Consider the following 16,598-nt stretch of genomic DNA (forward strand, 5'->3'; position numbering starts at 1 on the left):
AAAATTTCAAAGAAATTTTTGTCGGGGTGGTTTGGATAATGTGAGTTTTAAAATAATTCTCTAATTTAAATGCTGTATTTTAACTGTTTACAGCCCTATTTTTTAGCCCAGATTGCGCAATTGTTTGAGCTCGTTTTTTTGATTTTGGTTGCGACGGCAAAGCCGCCGCAACCAAAATCAAAAAAACAGCGAGTGCGGAAAGCGGGAATAGCTCCTGAAAAAATAAAAACTATTCTCCAAAAAATGTTTGATACAAAAGATAAAGATTCAGAACAATGATAACAGCAGAAATAAACCAGACACAGATTTTTAGGAATGGTTTATTCACAAATTCGCCCATTTTTGCTTTATCATTGGTAAAAATCACTAAAGGAACCACAGCAAAACTCAGTTGCATCGACAAAATGACCTGACTTAAAACCAAAAGATCTGTTGTTCCGTGTTCTCCATAAATAATGGTTACAATTAATGCTGGAATTACCGCGATCAGTCGTGTAATTAATCTTCTCAACCAAGGTTTTAATCTGATATTTAAAAATCCTTCCATTACAATTTGTCCCGCAAGAGTTCCTGTTAATGTAGAATTTTGCCCGGAAGCTAAAAGTGCAATTGCAAAAGCGATACTTGCCATAGAAACACCTAAAATTGGAGTCAGCATTTTATAGGCATCATGGATATCGGCAACGTGCTCATTTCCTGTGGTATGAAAAGTGGCTGCAGCTAAAATTAAAATAGCAGCGTTTATGAAAAAAGCGAGCAGTAAAGAAACCGTACTGTCTAAAGTTGCAAATTTTATGGCCTCTTTTTTTCCTTCTCTATCTCTTGTATAATCGCGGGTTTGTACAATACTGCTGTGTAAATACAAATTGTGGGGCATTACGGTTGCGCCCAAAATTCCTATTCCGATGTAGAGCATTGCCGGATTGGTGATGATTTCTTTTTGCGGAATTAATCCTCCTAAAATGGCATTTATTTCTGGTTTCGAAATGATAATTTCGTACCCAAAACAGACCAAAATTATAAACATTAAACCTGCAACAATACTTTCTATCCAACGAAAACCCTTTGCCTGAAGCAATAAGATAATTAATACATCAATCGTAGTAATCACAATCCCCCAAGTCAATGGAATTCCAAAAAGTAGATTTAAAGCAATTGCTGAACCGATAACTTCTGCCAAATCACAGGCGGCGATAGCAATTTCACAAAATACCCAAAGAATAAAATTGGTAGTCGGTTTAAAATGATCTCTACAAGCCTGCGCTAAATCTCTTTCGGCAACAACCCCTAGTTTTACCGACAAGTGCTGCAAAACCATTGCGAAAATATTAGAAATAAGAATTACCGAAAGTAAAGTGTAGCCAAATTGTGATCCACCTGCAATATCGGTTGCCCAGTTTCCCGGATCCATATAACCTACTGCAACCATCAATCCAGGACCTGCAAATGCAAGATATTTCCTCCAAAATCCTGATTTTTTAGGAATAGAAATAGAAGAGAATACCTCTGGTAATGAATGGGATGTTTTATCTTTTCGCCAAGCGTTTTTCATATTGAATCGAGTCATTGTTAGAAATGACTAACAAATTTAATTAAATAAATGAAATGAACATAAAATTCTCATAAAAAAATCCCGAAAAAAACTTTCGGGATTCATTTTGTATTTTAAAAAGAAATTATTTTGCGAATCTTACAGACATTTTTCTGTCAACTGCTCTTTCTTCATTTGAAGCTGCTGCATCAACTTTAGCAAATTCACTTCCGTACCCATCGGCAGCAATAACTTGTGTTCCAACACCTTGTTTTCCTAACCAATCTTTAATGAAATGAGCTCTGTCTGAAGATAGCTTTTTATTTTTAGCTTCATCACCTGTTTTGTCAGTATAACCTCCAATTTTAATTTTTGCATCAGGATATGCTTTTAAAATCGCTACTAAATTTTGTAATTGTCCTTCAGATCCTGCTTCTAAAGCATTCGCACTTCCTATTTTAAAATTTACATGGTCAAAATCATACCATTTATCTTTTAAAGCATCATCGTTTGCAGCGTTTTTGTAGCCATCAGATTTTAGAAAAGTAATCATTTGATCTTCCAGTCCACCTTTATAACCTTTCAATGCTGTTCCATTAAGATCGATATCTTCATCAACTTTGGTGGTCGTCATTGTGGTTGTGTCGTTTTGTGTCGACATCGTATCATTTACAGTATTTAAGCTGTCACCAGAAACAGTTGTTGTAGACGTAGTTTCCTTTTTCTCACACTGTTTCCATAAGAAATATGATGCTGCAATTAAAAGTAACAATGGGAGAAGCCATTTCCATATAGATCCACCTTCGGAAGGAGTCGGGTTGTTTGGGAAAGTACCGCCATCTGCAACGCTTCGGGTAACTTCTACTTTTGGTTCTTCGTGTGGAGTTGATGCAATGGTATCGTTGTCATTGTCAAACTTATAACCTTTTACCCAATCGCCCACATTTAAAGATGCTAACGAAAGTCCGGCTGGTAAAAGTGTAGAAACAATTCCTTTCTGATCATTTAATAATGATGAAATTCCAGATTTGTCTAGATTATTTTCTGCAGCATATTTTCCTACAGAACCTACTGTTGCACCGGTTACCAAATTTAATAACGAAGATGAAGAATTGTTGCTGATACCTGCATAAGTTGCAATGGTATTGATAATTCCGCTGAGCTTATCGCCAAAAATTGATGATAGCAGTCCTGAAACCATAGAATTGTTAGATGCGGTGTCTAATAAATTCCCCAAAATACCTTGCGAAGAAGCATTTGAAATAGAATCTAATACTGTAGGATTGTCAGAATTGTTGGCTAATCCGCCTACAATCACCGGAAGTAAACCAGAAATGGCTTTAGAAACTCCAGCTTCACTTTCTCCAAGTTGCGATGCAGCCTGAGAAACAAATGCAGAACCTAGCTGCCCTTTGATAAGGTCAATGATGTTTAATGACATATTAATTTATTTTGAAGTTAATGTGAGATAAATTTAATCAAAAATCTATCCAAATTATTTGTTTCAAAAAAAATCTGCAAAAATTCTTAAAATTTTTGCAGATTTAATAATTATTATGTTAAGATTTTAATAAGCTTTGGCAAACAAAACTCGTCTTTTTGATGGCTTTCCAGAAATCAAAGAAACACCTTCTTCAATATCATCATCTAAAGGAATACATCTGATAGTAGCTTTGGTTTCTTCTTTAATCTGCTCTTCTTCTTCAGCAGTTCCGTCCCAATGTGCGTAGATAAATCCTGGCTTTTCTTCTAAAACTTTTTTAAATTCTTCGTAAGAATCTACTTTCGTCAGATTGTCTTTTCTGAAGTTTAAAGCTTTTGTATATAAATCCTGCTGAATGGTTTTCAATAAATCTTCGATGTAAGAATCTAAACCTTCCAATGGACGCGTTTCTTTCGTAAGGTTATCTCTTCTTGCGATTTCTACAGATTTGTTTTCTAAATCTCTAGGTCCCATTGCAATTCTCAATGGAACACCTTTTAATTCATATTCTGCAAATTTCCAGCCTGGTTTGTTTTGAGTATCATTATCAAATTTCACCGAAATTCCTTTCAGCTTCAATTTATTTTGAATATCCAATGCTACTTCACTTATTTGATTTAATTGCTCTTCTCCTTTGAAAATAGGAACAATTACCACCTGAATTGGTGCCAAAGTTGGAGGAAGTACTAATCCAAGATCATCAGAGTGCGTCATAATTAAAGCACCCATTAAACGGGTGGAAGTTCCCCAAGAAGTCGCCCATGCGTGTTCTATTTTACCTTCTTTATTGGTAAATTTCACGTCGAATGCTTTCGCGAAATTTTGTCCAAGGAAGTGAGAAGTTCCTGCCTGAAGCGCTTTTCCGTCCTGCATTAATGCCTCGATACAATAGGTTTCGTCTGCACCCGCAAATCTTTCTGAAGGTGTTTTTAAACCTTGCACAACCGGCATTGCCATAAAGTTTTCAGCAAAATCTGCATATACTTTATTCATTTTTTCTGCTTCTTCTACCGCTTCGTCTTTGGTAGCATGAGCCGTGTGACCTTCCTGCCATAAAAATTCTGAAGTTCTTAAGAATAGACGGGTTCTCATTTCCCAACGTACAACATTTGCCCATTGGTTGATAAGAATTGGTAAATCTCTGTATGACTGAATCCAGCCTTTATAGGTATTCCAGATGATTGCCTCAGAAGTAGGTCTTACAATAAGCTCTTCTTCTAATTTAGCTTCAGGATCTACAATTAATTTTCCCGGATTATCTGGATCATTTTTTAGTCTGTAATGCGTTACTACAGCGCATTCTTTAGCAAAACCTTCAGCGTTTTTTTCTTCAGCTTCAAACAAGCTTTTGGGCACAAAAAGCGGGAAGTAAGCATTAACGTGACCGGTTTCTTTGAACTTTTTGTCCATCTCATCACGCATTTTTTCCCAGATTGCATATCCGTATGGTTTTATAACCATAGAGCCTCTCACGCCTGAGTTTTCAGCCAAATCAGCTTTCACAACCAATTCATTATACCATTTGCTGTAGTCTTCGCTTCTTGAAGTTAATTTTGCCATTAATTTTTTTTTAATATTTTAACTTTTCTAAAATTATGTAATCTAAAAATAAAAATCTATTTTTGATAGATTTTTGTTACCAATAAGTTGGTATATTTTTGGTACAGAATGCAAATATAATTTAAATTAAAAATTTTTACATTATCATGAAAAGAAATATACATAAAAATTTACTTGGAATGCTAAAATCGAAAGGTGTTTTGGCAGTTGCAGGTGGATTACTGTTAATGTCTTGTGGCGCACAGATGGGTGGATATAGCGAGACCGATGGGGTGTATTACGACCCAAATAAAGATACGTTGCCGGAAGGTGTGATCATCAATGGTAATGACGGAAACAGAGTAGGAGAATATTATGATTATTATCAGGATGACTCTAACTTGGTTCAAAACGCTCAAATAAACGCTGCTCAACAAGATAATCGTTACAGCAACTGGAACAATTCTAATTGGAATGGTAATGCTACCGATTCTGACTGGGGTAATTTTGCAGGAAATGAAACCAACTACTACGACAATTCGTGGGGAATGATGGGTTGGGGTTATCCTTGGGGTTGGGGTGGCTATTACGGAAGTCCTTATTGGGGATCTGGTTGGGGAATGGGAATTTCTTTCGGCTGGGGTAACTCTTGGGGATGGGGAGGCTACAATCCTTATTGGGGAATGGGCTGGAACTATGGCTGGAATAATTATTGGGGATATAACCCTTACTGGGGTGGTTACTACGGAAATCCTTATTGGGGATGGGGTGGCTATTATAACAGAATTCCTTATGCAAGAAGCGGAGCAAACGGAAGATTTGGTACTTCTGGACCGGGAGCTTACAGAACGAATGATTCTGCTTTAAAAAGCTCATATAATAACGGAGCTGGTTTCAGAAATAATAATTCAAGTATGAGAGCTGGTTCTTACAGACAGCCTAACAATATGAATTATGGAGGGTATAGAACAAACAACGGAGGTTATCGTAACCCTAATAATGGGATGAGACCTAATATGAATAATGGTGTAAGACCTACAAGACCAAACTATAACTACAATCAGCAACAATCTCAACCAAGATACAGAAATGAAAGTACAAGACCGAGTGATAACGGAGGTTTCAGATCAGGAGGTTTTAATTCTGGAAGTAGCAGTGGCGGCTTCAGAGGAGGTTCTTCCGGAGGCGGAGGAGGTATGAGATCCGGCGGAGGCGGCGGTTTCAGATCTGGTGGTAGATAATATTCAACTTAATAACTATTAAAAAAAATAATGTTAAAAAAATCTCTAGTATTAATAGGTGTGACTGCAGCATTCTATTTGCAAGCTCAGGATATATCGACGATAAGAAATTCAATTGATGTTTATTCTAACACACCAATGGTTGGATCATCAAAGTTTAATGCGATGGTAGGATCTAACGGAGCTTTGGGAGGTGATGCTACATCACTTCTTACCAACCCGGCAGGTTTGGGTGTTGCAATTGCAGGTGATGTTTCCGCAACGTTATCTGTTACGGGTAATAAAAACACAAGCACTTTAGCTGGATCTTCAGTAAATTATAATATTACTAAAGCAAATATCGGAAATGCGAGCGGTGTTGCAGCTTTTCAGTTGATGACAGAAACTCCTTGGAAGTTTATTAATTTGGGAGCAAGTATTTCTACACAGTCGCTTGAAAACTATGTAGAAACTGCGGGGAATACCAATATTTCAATTCCCAAAAATCTTGTTGACGGTTCAGGAAATGCTGTGGTAGGTAATCTTGCTTATTTAGGGCATGCTTATAACAGATACGGAACTCAAACTAAATTTAATCTTGGGGTAGGTGCCAATTACAACAACTCTTTATATCTTGGAGCAAGTATTAATATGCATTATGCAGATTTAGAGCAATATGACAGCGCCAATTTTGGGTTAGATTTAGACAATACAATCTATTCATTTGATAAACAATACACTCCTTTTTCTGAAAAATCAAACGGTTTTTCTGCAACTTTGGGGGTAATTGGTAAGATTACTAATCAGTTTAGATTGGGAGCTTCAATTGAAACCCCAACATGGTGGAACATAGATAGAATCTACTCAGATTATTATACAGGATCTGACGGATTGATTTATTATGATAACTTTACCGAAGACAGATCTTTCAGATCACCGATGAAAGCTACTTTAAGTGGTGCTTTTGTTCCTTCAAAGAACTTTGCGATTAACGTAGATTATACTTTAGGATTAACGAAACCTAAATATAAAGTTCAGGGAGCTGCAGAAACCGAATTGAATTCTTTCTTTAGCGATTCATACAAAAATTTATCAGAAGTAAAAGTTGGGGCAGAATACAGAATCAAAGCTTTCAGATTGAGAGGAGGTTATTCTTACGCTTCAAGTCCGTTTGATGCAATGACGATCAGTGCGTATTCTAATAATGGTCAAGCTGGAGATACTAATTATAGCGACTTAATCTTAGGAGCAAGAAACACGATTGGTGCAGGTATCGGATATGATTTTGGTAAATTCTATGTTGATGCAGCGTATCAAAACATCAGTTCTAAATATAAAAATCCTTTCTTAAGCGGAAACGAAAGCTTCGGAACAGGATATTATTCAGGTGATTTTGATGTAGCTACGCCAAATTCAGTAGTTTCAGATGTTAAGAATATCAGAAATAATTTCTTCCTAACTATTGGTTGGAAATTCTAAGATATTATTTCTAAAATATAAAAAAGGCTTCGGGAAAATTTCTCGAAGCCTTTTTACTTTTTTCTATATTTTTTATTGTACTTCAAATTAATCAGCTTTGGAAATTTATTAGCCACGAATGCACAAATTATTAATATGCTTAAGAAATATTCGTGCATTCGTGGCAAATTTAAATTTAATGATGATGTCCTACATGAGAATGATCATGAAATAAATGCATCATTAAAGCTAACGAAACTCCCAAGATAACCAATCCTATTTTAGACCAATCAATATTGTGATTTTTATTACTTTCAAATATAATAACAGAAGAAATATGCAGGAAGATTCCACCTACAATGGCTAAAAAGTAAGGTTGCCAAGCTGGATTGAAATAATTTCCTAAAAGCATCCCGAAAGGTGATGCTAAAGCAAATAAACCAACAATTAATATTGAGGGATAAGATATTTTTGAATTTGTTCTGTTAAACAAAAATGCTCCCAAAATAAAAGAAATAGGCAAGTTATGAAACAAAATTCCCAACAGATAAGGTGAAAACGGATTGGTCTCATTCGCCAAAGGAATTCCTTCAATAAAAGCATGAATAAAAAGCCCGACCATTAATGCTATCGGAAGAATATTGCTTTCTCCGTGATGATGAAAATGGCCATGCTCAAAACCTTTCGTTAAAGCTTCAAGAATCATCTGCAGCAAAACTCCGCCAATAACGAAAATTCCGAGATTACCGATGTCTGAAGTGTAAACCTGCGGGAAAACTTCATTTAAGCAAATGGTAATTAAAAATCCGGCACTTAAGATCAATAGATTTTTGGAAAATTTTTCTTTTTGCCCAAAATATTTACCGAGTAAAACTCCGGCAACAACACTTAAAATAAGAAGAATGAAAATCATTATTTTTTCTTAAATAAATTGATACAACGTGGCGAAACATCTTTGTTGAAATTATTCAACTGATAATCTCCCCAGATTTTAACTCTCTCAAAACCGCTTTCTTCAGCGTAGTTTTTAATGGTTTCTAAAGTATGAAGCTTTACTTTTTCAAAAAAATGATGAGATTTTCCGTCTGCTTCAAATCTTATATTTTTAATAATATGTCTGTCTTCGATTTTTTTAGAAATTTTAAAATCAATTCCTTCCTTGCTGATAACCGTTTCCGGAACCAAAGTATTTCTTACGAACTCTTCATTCAGATAGTCCAAAACAAAATAGCCGTCTTTTTTCAAGGCATTGCAAACCGATTGAAAAACTTTTTTATCATCTTCTTCATTATCAAAATATCCGAAGCTTGTAAAAAGATTAAAAACCGCATCTACAGGATCGTAATCAATAGGATTTCGCATATCGTGAACATCAAAAATCAACGTTTGATTTTCAAACTGTTTATTATGTTCAATACTTTGGCGGGAAAGATCTAATCCCAATACATCGTAACCCAATTTATTAAGAAAAACCGAGTGTCTTCCCTTTCCACAAGCAAGATCAATGATTTTTGCCGACTGAGGAAGCTTCAACTCTGAAGTAAGCTTAGTGATAAAATTTTCAGCTTCTGTGTAATCTCTGTTGCTGTATAATAAGTGATAATAAGGGGTATCAAACCAAGATTCAAACCATTCCATGATGCAAAAATAGTGTTTTTGATTGATGGTACATCGTTGTTGGTTGATGGTTTTTATAAGATAGAGCGATTTCTATCAACTATAAACTGACAACCAACAACTAAAATGACTATTTTTGCAAAATGGATACAGAAAATCTAAAAATTCAGATAAAAACATTCTTCGGATTAGAACCTATTCTTGCTGAGGAAGTTAAGAAACTTGGTGGAAGAAATGTAGAACTTAAGAATCGTGCAGTAAACTGTGAAGGTGATTTAGGTTTTTTATATAAAATCAATTATGCTGCAAGAACTGCATTAAAAGTTTTGGTTCCGATTGAAGAGTTTAAAGCTTATAACGAAAGCAAATACTACGATAAACTTTTCAAATTTGAATGGGACGAATTTATGGATGTCAATCAGACTTTTGCCATCGATTCTACCGTAAACTCGGAAAGATTCAGTCATTCTCAGTTTATGACTTTCAAAATGAAAGATGCCATCGTAGATTATTTCCAAAATAAATACGGGAAAAGACCAAGTATTGAAACAAAATCTCCGGATATCAAATTTCATTTGCACATCGACAGAGAATTGGTGACCATTTCATTAGATTCTTCAGGAGATGCTTTGTTTAAAAGAGGTTACAGAAAAGAGCAGGGTGAAGCGCCAATCAACGAAGTTTTAGCAAGCGGAATGCTTCAATTGGCAGGTTGGGACGGAAAAGGAAATTTCCTTGATCCAATGTGTGGTTCTGGAACGCTTTTAATTGAAGCGGCAATGATCGCTTTGGATCTTCCGGCGCAGACTTTCAGAAAAAGGTTTGGTTTCCAAAACTGGAAAAACTATGATGCCGATTTATTTTCAAAAATAAAAGAAGTAAGAATTAATCGTGTGAAAGAATTTACAGGTAAAATTGTAGGATACGATATCGACGGCAGAATGTTGAATGCAGCGGAGACAAACATAGAATCTGCAGAAATGGAAGATATCATCGAAGTAAGAAGACAAAATTTCTTTGATTCTAAAAAAGATTTATTCCCGTTATTGATGGTTTTCAATCCGCCTTATGATGAGCGAATTTCTATCAATGATGACGATTTTTACAAAAAAATAGGAGATACTTTCAAAACGCATTATCCAAATACTTTGGCTTGGCTGATTTCTTCAGACCTAGAAGCGGTAAAGAAAATCGGACTTCGACCTTCAAGAAAAATAAAACTTTTCAACGGAAAACTGGAAACCCGATTTTTACAGTATGAAATGTATGAAGGAACGAAAAAACTTCATAAATTAGAAGAAAATAAAAAATAAATATGCCTTTTGATTTGTTTGATGGTTTGGAAGTTCTTGTAGAATTTTTAAGTTTTGGATCTTCTTCAAAATCGTCTTCGGGTTCTGAAAAAAATGCAACGAATTCTAAAAAATCAAAATACACAACAGAATTATGGAGTGGAAGCTTTCTTGTGATCGCTTCCATTCTTTATTTTATTGTTTTCAAAGATCCTTTTCCGGAAGAAAACTATATACAAAGTGCACTAATTTGTATTCTTATTGGTTTTGCTATTTCTTTCATTCTATTTTTCTCGCTTTACCATCTTGGGCCTTTTTATTTTAAAAGTCCTTTTAAACTTATTCTTTTTAGCAGTTCGGTAATTTTGCTGTTGATTTCTTTTGTGCTTTTTATGTATTATCAATCAGGGATTTTCTTGTAGAAAATACTTTTATTTCTTTTACAAAACAGTTAAATTTCTTCTTTTTTTTGCCAGGGAAATTTACCTTCCACTTCAACCTGAATAGAAATGCTCAGAAAAGTACGGATGAGCACAATTAATCCTAAAGCTAAAAGGCGATCAATTGTCGGTTCAGTAACTACTGTTGCGATAATATCTCCGGCAACAAGAATCTCAAGACCTAATAAAATTGCTTTTCCTAATTCTTGCTTTAGTATTTTATAAGATCTGGGATTGGTACTTTGAATAGAAAATAAATACTTTACCAAAGCAATGACCGCTCCTGCGAAAATTGTAAGTACCCCGATGATTTCAATAATTCTGGCAACATAATCTATATAAATTTTAATTTCTTCCATTGCAGTATAAATGTTTTAAGAGAAAATTAAGATACTAATTTTAATTAATTTTTGAGCTCCAATACGTTTTAAAGATTTGAAAATGGAAAAATAAATCTGCGTAATCAGCAAAATCAGCGTGACAAATTTTATAAATCAAATTACTAATTTAGAATGTTCTTTAAAAGAAGTTTAAATAAGAAATTATTATTGCGCACTTTTTGTCATATTAGAAAAGTCTTTGTATGCTTAGTTAAGTGAAACGCCTTTGCGAGCTTAAAAACAGTGAATTGTTTAAAAGAAATCTTTGCGCTCTTTGCGTCAAAATTTTTATTATGATCAAAAATGATAGACATATAAGAAATATTTAGATCCACAAAATAACCAACAAACTTCCCACAGAAATAAGCGCCCAAAGCAAAACACCCTGAATCAAAGGCTTTATTCCAACTGCTTTCAGTGCAGTGATGCTCATGTTTGAACCAATAAGAAATAAAGTAAGGGTTAAACCTTTTTTAGCAAGAAAAACGATGTGTCCTGAAATAGCTTCCACAGCTGGAATATAAGAGCTTGCTACAATTGCTAACACAAACAGAAAAATGAAATAGGGAATTTTTATTTTACCAGTTTCATTCTTTTTATTGATAAATGCAAAAAGCAAACTTATAGGAATAATCCAAAGTGCACGTTCTAATTTTACCGTCGTTGCAATTTTAAGAGCTTCATTACCAAATTTTGAAGATGCACCAACAACCGAACTTGTATCATGTATTGCAACAGCGCACCAAAGCCCAAATTGATGCTGATCCATGCTTAAAAGATGTCCTAAAACAGGAAAGAGAAATAACGCAATAGAATTGAGTGCAAAAATGGTCGCCAAAGAAACTGAAGTTTCATTTTCATCAGCGTTTATAACCGGAGCAATAGCAGCAATTGCACTTCCGCCACAAATTGCAGTACCTGCAGAAATTAAGGTAGAGGTATTTTTTCGTATTTTCAAAAACTTTCCGATAAGAATTCCTGCACTTAATGTGAGAAATATGGATGCCACTGTAAATACAAATCCTTCTTTCCCGGCTTTCATTGCTTCGTGGATATTCATTCCGAATCCTAAACCAACCACAGAAAATTGTAACAGAAAATGAGTGAGTTTCCCTTGATATTTTTTAAACGAATCAGGAACAATTGATGAAACCAAAAATCCTAAGACCAATGCTAAAGGCGCATCTATAAATGGAAGTAAGCAAATAAATAAAGCAAAAAAGAAAATAAATTTTCTGAGCGAAGGTGAAATATTTTGTAGCATAACGATGAATTTCTTTTTACAAAATTCAGAAACCAAAATCACATTCACTTATGATAAAATATTATATATTATTACTTTATGTTATTATTTAAAAAGTTTAAGAACAGTTTTGGAATATCTTTTAATGAACCATGAAGTTCTACAGAATAGAAAGATCGCAACATTTCCAGATTATCGATATCTAAAATTTTAAGTTTTCCGGCAAGAATTTCGTCTGTTATAGAATAAACAGAAACAAAACCAATACACTCAGATACTTTCAAATACGATTTTATGCTTTCAGTACTTCCAAGATAAGCTTCTGTTTGAATGTCTTTTCTGTGAATTCCGATTTGTTTTAAATAAACGTTCAAAATATCCAAACTTCCGGAACCTTGCTCTCGAAACACCCATGGAAACTGCAAAATATCATGAACAGAACAACTGTTTCTTTTGGCCAAAGGATGATTTGCATTTACAGTACACACCAATTCGTCTTTTCCAATTTCGGCATATTTCAGCTGAGATTTTCCGGAAATACCTTCAATAAATCCTAAATCAATTTTTTTCTGAATCAGTAAATTTTCAATTTCTTCTGTATTATTGTTGAATAAAGTAATCTCGATTCCTTTGTGTTGCGAAGCAAATTGTGCAAGAATTTTTGGAAGAATATATTGTGCAATGGTTGTACTCGCGCCAATCTTAAGAGTTCCTTCATATTTATTTTTAACCTGATTCATGACGAACTTTCCTTCTTCGTAAAGATTCATAATCTCTTCTGCAAAAGCCGAATATTTTTCGCCTTCCAAAGTTAATTTCACGCCTTGTTTTGTTCGTTCAAAAAGCTGAACTCCTAACTCATCTTCTAAAGTTTTGATGTGTTTACTCACCGCAGGTTGGGTGATGAATAAAGCTTCGGAAGCTTTAGAGAAATTCAGATGCTTTTTTACTTCCAGAAAAACTTTTAGTCGGAAATCGGACATGAGATTTTTTTATAAAAGTAACTATTTTTTGTTTTTAACAAACAATTCAATTCTACATTTGCAAACTGTCTCGCAAAATGGTTAATTTTGAAAAATTTTCAATTTGAAACCTACTATTTCCATCGTTGTTGCTATTTTTAACCGAAAAGATGAACTTTTCGAGCTATTAAATTCACTTAATTCTCAGACTGATAAAGACTTTGAAGTGATTATTGTAGATGATGGTTCTTTGATTGATTTAAAACCGACAATCCATCAATTCGAAGAAATTTTAAATATAAAATATTTCAAAAAAACCAATTCAGGACCTGGTTTATCAAGAAATTACGGTGCAAAAAGAGCTTCAAATGATTGGTTGGTTTTTGTAGACAGTGATGTGATTGTGGAGAAAGATTATATTGAAAATATTAAAAAAGATATTCTTACCATTCCTTGTGATGCTTTTGGTGGAGCCGATAAAGCGCATAAAGGTTTTAATCTGATGCAGAAAGCGATTTCCTATTCTATGACCTCTGTTTTTACAACAGGCGGAATCAGAGGAAATAAAAAAGCCGTTTCAAAATTTCAGCCAAGAAGTTTCAATATGGGCGTGAAGAAAGAGGTTTTTGAAAAAGTAGGTGGTTTTTCGGAGATGAGAATTGGTGAAGATCCGGATCTTTCGATGACGCTTTGGGAAAATGGCTTTACCACTGCTTTTTTTGATACTATTGCAGTGTATCACAAACGAAGAGTAGACTTCGGAAAATTTTCAAAACAGGTCTATCAGTTTGGTTGTGCAAGACCGATTCTTAATCAAAGACATCCTAATTACGTGAAAATTTCTTTCGCATTTCCGAGCTTATTTTTGCTGGGTTATGTTTTAGGATTTATTGAATATTTTATTTTGGGAAAAGGTTTTATCCTTTCTCTTTTCGGGTTGTACACTTTCATGGTTTTGATTCATGCTACCATTGTTACTAGAAACATTGCCATTGCAGGAATGGCAGTCATTTCAACCTATATTCAAATGTTTTCTTACGGATATGGTTTCTTAAAATCATGGATTTTATTAAATGTTTTAAAGATGAAACCTGAGGATGCATTTCCTAAACATTTTCATAAAGTTTAAATTTGCTTAGTTTTTTTAACGCAAAGGTTTATTTGGGTGGCATATGATTTTAAGAGGAAAAGGCAAATAAATTTGCTTCGCGAAGCTTGAAACGTGGCTCTTTATCAAATCAATAAAAAATTAAACCTGAGGAAGCTTTCCCGAAACATTTTCATAAAGTTTAAATTATAGTTTGTCATTGGCTACGCCGAATCTTTGATTTCTGACGAAGGAAGAATCTCAACTTATAAAAAGATTCTTCACTTCACTTCGTTACGTTCAGAATGACAATTAGAATCCAAAATTTTTTTTGAAAAATAATAAAAGCTGCCAAAATTTTGACAGCCTTTATACAATAATTAAAATATGGATGAAGTGATTTCATGGTTTAGAACGCCTGTTTTGAGCATGCATTCTTTCATCTTTTCGTAGGTACGTTCGATATCGTGATCGAGACCGATTGAGAATCTTATTAATCCGTCAGAAATCCCCATTTCTTCACGTTCTTCTTCAGGAATTTCTGATGAAGTTGAGCTTCCGGAGCATGAGAATAATGTTTTGTAAAAGCCTAAACTTACCGCTAAATAACCCAGATTTTCCTGCTGCATCATTTCCATCAATTCGTTGGCTTTGTCTGTAGTTCCGGCATCTAAAGTCAGCAATCCACCAAATCCGTATTCTTCATGCATCATGCTTTTCATTAATTCATGATTTTTATGAGATTTTAAACCCGGATATGAAACTTTTAAACCGTCTTCCTCAAATCTTTCAGCTAAAAATAAAGCGTTGTGACTGTGCTGTTTCATTCTGATATGAAGCGTTCTTAAATTTTTAAGAATACTTGCCGAACGGAAACTATCCATTGTAGGACCTAAAAGCATACACGCTCCGTTGTTTACATTTTTGGTGTCATTAATAAATTCCTGACTTCCACAATAAACTCCACCCACAGTATCACTGCTTCCGTTGATGAATTTTGTTAAACTGTGGATCACAATATCCGCTCCCAAAAGAGTAGGAGAGATGGTAAGTGGAGAGAAAGTATTATCTACAATAAGTTTTAGGTTATGTCTTTTGCAGATCTCTGAAAGTTTTCTAAGGTCGGCAACTTCCAAAAGAGGGTTGCTTACACTTTCGCAATATATAATCTTTGTGTTTTCGTTAATTGCATTTTCTATAGATTCAAAATTATTGATATCTACAAATGAAGTTTCAATTTGGAAAGGCGGCAGAAAATTTTTCATAAAAGCATACGTTCCGCCGTAAATTGTTCTGCTTGAAATAATATGGTCGCCCGATTTGCAAACCTGCATCAAAACAGAAGTAATCGCACCCATTCCCGAAGCGGTAACATTAGCTGCTTCAGTATTTTCCATTTTTGCTAAAGCCTCAGAAAGGTAAAGGTTCATCGGAGATGAATGTCTTGAATACAGATAGCAACCTTCTGCATTACCTTCGAAAGTATCAAACATTGTTTTCGCTGAAAGAAAAGTATAGGTTGAGCTGTCAGAAATTGAAGGATTTACGCCTCCGAATTCTCCAAAATACTGAAGATCCTGTATTTCATTTGCCGCATTGAAATGGTTCATATTTTTTTGTTTTAAAAATGAATATTTCCAATGTATATAACAACTAAAATTTAATTATTTAGAAAATAAAACTATTAGATTTAATTTTATTAGATTTAAAGTTGGTTATATTTGTCTTATTCTAAATTTTAGTAAAATATTATCTATGACTTTTGATGATACTGATAAAAAACTGCTTCAATATTTACAGGAAGACTGTAAGCAAACCACCAAAGAACTGTCTTACAAGCTTGGTCTTTCTGTAACTGCGGTGTATGAACGCATCAGAAAGCTCGAAAATTCAGGTGTCATTTCCAAATATGTAGCTTTGGTAGACAAGACAAAAATTGACAGAAAGTTTTTGATTTTATGCCATGTGAAATTAACACAGCACAAAAAAGAATATGTGATGCAGTTTGAAAAAGAAGTAATGAATCTACAGGAGGTTACCGAATGTTTTCATGTAAGCGGCGATTACGATTATATTTTGAAAATCTGCCTGAAAGATATGGATGATTACAGGAACTTTATGGTGACCAAACTCACAACTTTGCAGCATATTGCAAGTACACACAGCTCTTTTACAATCTCTGAAGTGAAAAATACAACCAAAATTATTTTGTAGTATACCATCGAACGTGGTTATTATGTTTTTTGCAGCTTTTTCCGCCTTCCGCTCCCAATCTTTTTTGTTGGTTTCGACAAGCTCAACCAACAAAAAAGGATTTCCGCTCAAGTCGGGCTGCAAAGTGGTTCG

Annotated in this window: 15 protein-coding genes; 6 read left to right on the forward strand and 9 right to left on the reverse strand. The window is 34.4% G+C overall.

What is annotated here, in order from left to right:
- Window positions 1-229: 229 nt before the first annotated feature.
- The 3 genes from OEW74_RS04830 to proS all read right to left on the reverse strand — a co-directional run bounded on the left by OEW74_RS04830 (window position 230) and on the right by proS (window position 4,574).
- A complete protein-coding gene (locus OEW74_RS04830; protein ID WP_265427422.1) occupies window positions 230-1,552 on the reverse strand; it encodes an Nramp family divalent metal transporter in 1,323 nt (440 codons plus the stop codon).
- Between the two features lie 124 nt (window positions 1,553-1,676).
- On the reverse strand, window positions 1,677-2,972 hold the full coding sequence (locus OEW74_RS04835) for an OmpA family protein (protein ID WP_265427423.1): 1,296 nt from the start codon (window positions 2,970-2,972) through the stop codon (window positions 1,677-1,679).
- A gap of 126 nt (window positions 2,973-3,098) precedes the next feature.
- Entirely contained in the window at window positions 3,099-4,574 is a 1,476-nt protein-coding gene (gene proS, locus OEW74_RS04840; RefSeq protein WP_265427424.1) for a proline--tRNA ligase, read from the reverse strand.
- A 146-nt stretch (window positions 4,575-4,720) separates the two neighbouring features.
- On the opposite strand from proS, the gene OEW74_RS04845 reads away from it, so the two are divergent.
- Window positions 4,721-5,794, forward strand: a complete 1,074-nt coding sequence (locus OEW74_RS04845; RefSeq protein ID WP_265427425.1) for a prolyl-tRNA synthetase — start codon at window positions 4,721-4,723, stop codon at window positions 5,792-5,794.
- Between the two features lie 30 nt (window positions 5,795-5,824).
- Window positions 5,825-7,252, forward strand: coding sequence for an OmpP1/FadL family transporter (locus OEW74_RS04850; RefSeq protein ID WP_265427426.1), 1,428 nt, complete (start codon window positions 5,825-5,827; stop codon window positions 7,250-7,252).
- A 175-nt stretch (window positions 7,253-7,427) separates the two neighbouring features.
- On the opposite strand, the gene OEW74_RS04855 is transcribed toward OEW74_RS04850, so the two are convergent.
- Both OEW74_RS04855 and OEW74_RS04860 read right to left on the reverse strand, forming a co-directional pair.
- A complete protein-coding gene (locus OEW74_RS04855; RefSeq protein ID WP_265427427.1) occupies window positions 7,428-8,144 on the reverse strand; it encodes a ZIP family metal transporter in 717 nt (238 codons plus the stop codon).
- Window positions 8,144-8,869, reverse strand: coding sequence for a class I SAM-dependent DNA methyltransferase (locus tag OEW74_RS04860; RefSeq protein WP_265427428.1), 726 nt, complete (start codon window positions 8,867-8,869; stop codon window positions 8,144-8,146). Before OEW74_RS04860 ends, OEW74_RS04855 begins: the two co-directional genes overlap by 1 nt.
- 122 nt (window positions 8,870-8,991) lie before the next feature.
- On the opposite strand from OEW74_RS04860, the gene OEW74_RS04865 reads away from it, so the two are divergent.
- Together OEW74_RS04865 and OEW74_RS04870 are read left to right on the forward strand one after the other, a co-directional pair.
- Entirely contained in the window at window positions 8,992-10,161 is a 1,170-nt protein-coding gene (locus OEW74_RS04865; protein ID WP_265427429.1) for a THUMP domain-containing class I SAM-dependent RNA methyltransferase, read from the forward strand.
- A gap of 2 nt (window positions 10,162-10,163) precedes the next feature.
- Window positions 10,164-10,562 carry a branched-chain amino acid ABC transporter substrate-binding protein gene (locus OEW74_RS04870; RefSeq protein WP_265427430.1) on the forward strand — a complete coding sequence of 133 codons (399 nt, stop codon included), beginning with the start codon at window positions 10,164-10,166 and terminating at the stop codon, window positions 10,560-10,562.
- 29 nt (window positions 10,563-10,591) lie between these two features.
- Here OEW74_RS04870 and OEW74_RS04875 read toward each other — a convergent pair whose 3' ends face one another.
- The 3 genes from OEW74_RS04875 to OEW74_RS04885 all read right to left on the reverse strand — a co-directional run bounded on the left by OEW74_RS04875 (window position 10,592) and on the right by OEW74_RS04885 (window position 13,186).
- Window positions 10,592-10,939, reverse strand: coding sequence for a DUF1622 domain-containing protein (locus tag OEW74_RS04875; protein WP_265427431.1), 348 nt, complete (start codon window positions 10,937-10,939; stop codon window positions 10,592-10,594).
- Window positions 10,940-11,285: 346 nt separating this feature from the next.
- On the reverse strand, window positions 11,286-12,224 hold the full coding sequence (locus OEW74_RS04880; RefSeq protein WP_265427432.1) for a YeiH family protein: 939 nt from the start codon (window positions 12,222-12,224) through the stop codon (window positions 11,286-11,288).
- 71 nt (window positions 12,225-12,295) lie between these two features.
- Window positions 12,296-13,186 (reverse strand): LysR family transcriptional regulator, encoded by an 891-nt coding sequence (locus tag OEW74_RS04885; RefSeq protein WP_265427433.1) that lies wholly within the window; start codon window positions 13,184-13,186, stop codon window positions 12,296-12,298.
- Between the two features lie 103 nt (window positions 13,187-13,289).
- Between OEW74_RS04885 and OEW74_RS04890 the strand changes: the two genes are divergently transcribed.
- A complete protein-coding gene (locus OEW74_RS04890) occupies window positions 13,290-14,294 on the forward strand; it encodes a glycosyltransferase (protein ID WP_265427434.1) in 1,005 nt (334 codons plus the stop codon).
- Between the two features lie 338 nt (window positions 14,295-14,632).
- Here the strand turns inward: OEW74_RS04890 and OEW74_RS04895 are convergent, their stop codons facing one another.
- Window positions 14,633-15,862 (reverse strand): aminotransferase class I/II-fold pyridoxal phosphate-dependent enzyme, encoded by a 1,230-nt coding sequence (locus tag OEW74_RS04895; RefSeq protein ID WP_265427435.1) that lies wholly within the window; start codon window positions 15,860-15,862, stop codon window positions 14,633-14,635.
- Between the two features lie 145 nt (window positions 15,863-16,007).
- Here OEW74_RS04895 and OEW74_RS04900 point away from each other — a divergent pair, with 145 nt between their 5' ends.
- Window positions 16,008-16,466: an Lrp/AsnC family transcriptional regulator gene (locus tag OEW74_RS04900; protein ID WP_265427436.1), complete on the forward strand. Its 459-nt coding sequence runs from the start codon at window positions 16,008-16,010 to the stop codon at window positions 16,464-16,466.
- Window positions 16,467-16,598: the final 132 nt, after the last annotated feature.

Origin of the sequence: Chryseobacterium sp. YIM B08800 (genome assembly GCF_026163565.1) — a bacterium.
Classification (GTDB): Bacteria; Bacteroidota; Bacteroidia; order Flavobacteriales; family Weeksellaceae; genus Chryseobacterium.

Bases quoted from the DNA above. Each gene is read 5' to 3' on its own strand.
- OEW74_RS04830 (WP_265427422.1), bottom strand. From the start codon at position 1,552: ATGAAAAACGCTTGGCGAAAAGATAAAACATCCCATTCATTACCAGAG.
- OEW74_RS04835 (WP_265427423.1), bottom strand. From the start codon at position 2,972: ATGTCATTAAACATCATTGACCTTATCAAAGGGCAGCTAGGTTCTGCA.
- proS (WP_265427424.1), bottom strand. From the start codon at position 4,574: ATGGCAAAATTAACTTCAAGAAGCGAAGACTACAGCAAATGGTATAAT.
- OEW74_RS04845 (WP_265427425.1), top strand. From the start codon at position 4,721: ATGAAAAGAAATATACATAAAAATTTACTTGGAATGCTAAAATCGAAA.
- OEW74_RS04850 (WP_265427426.1), top strand. From the start codon at position 5,825: ATGTTAAAAAAATCTCTAGTATTAATAGGTGTGACTGCAGCATTCTAT.
- OEW74_RS04855 (WP_265427427.1), bottom strand. From the start codon at position 8,144: ATGATTTTCATTCTTCTTATTTTAAGTGTTGTTGCCGGAGTTTTACTC.
- OEW74_RS04860 (WP_265427428.1), bottom strand. From the start codon at position 8,869: ATGGAATGGTTTGAATCTTGGTTTGATACCCCTTATTATCACTTATTA.
- OEW74_RS04865 (WP_265427429.1), top strand. From the start codon at position 8,992: ATGGATACAGAAAATCTAAAAATTCAGATAAAAACATTCTTCGGATTA.
- OEW74_RS04870 (WP_265427430.1), top strand. From the start codon at position 10,164: ATGCCTTTTGATTTGTTTGATGGTTTGGAAGTTCTTGTAGAATTTTTA.
- OEW74_RS04875 (WP_265427431.1), bottom strand. From the start codon at position 10,939: ATGGAAGAAATTAAAATTTATATAGATTATGTTGCCAGAATTATTGAA.
- OEW74_RS04880 (WP_265427432.1), bottom strand. From the start codon at position 12,224: ATGCTACAAAATATTTCACCTTCGCTCAGAAAATTTATTTTCTTTTTT.
- OEW74_RS04885 (WP_265427433.1), bottom strand. From the start codon at position 13,186: ATGTCCGATTTCCGACTAAAAGTTTTTCTGGAAGTAAAAAAGCATCTG.
- OEW74_RS04895 (WP_265427435.1), bottom strand. From the start codon at position 15,862: ATGAACCATTTCAATGCGGCAAATGAAATACAGGATCTTCAGTATTTT.
- OEW74_RS04900 (WP_265427436.1), top strand. From the start codon at position 16,008: ATGACTTTTGATGATACTGATAAAAAACTGCTTCAATATTTACAGGAA.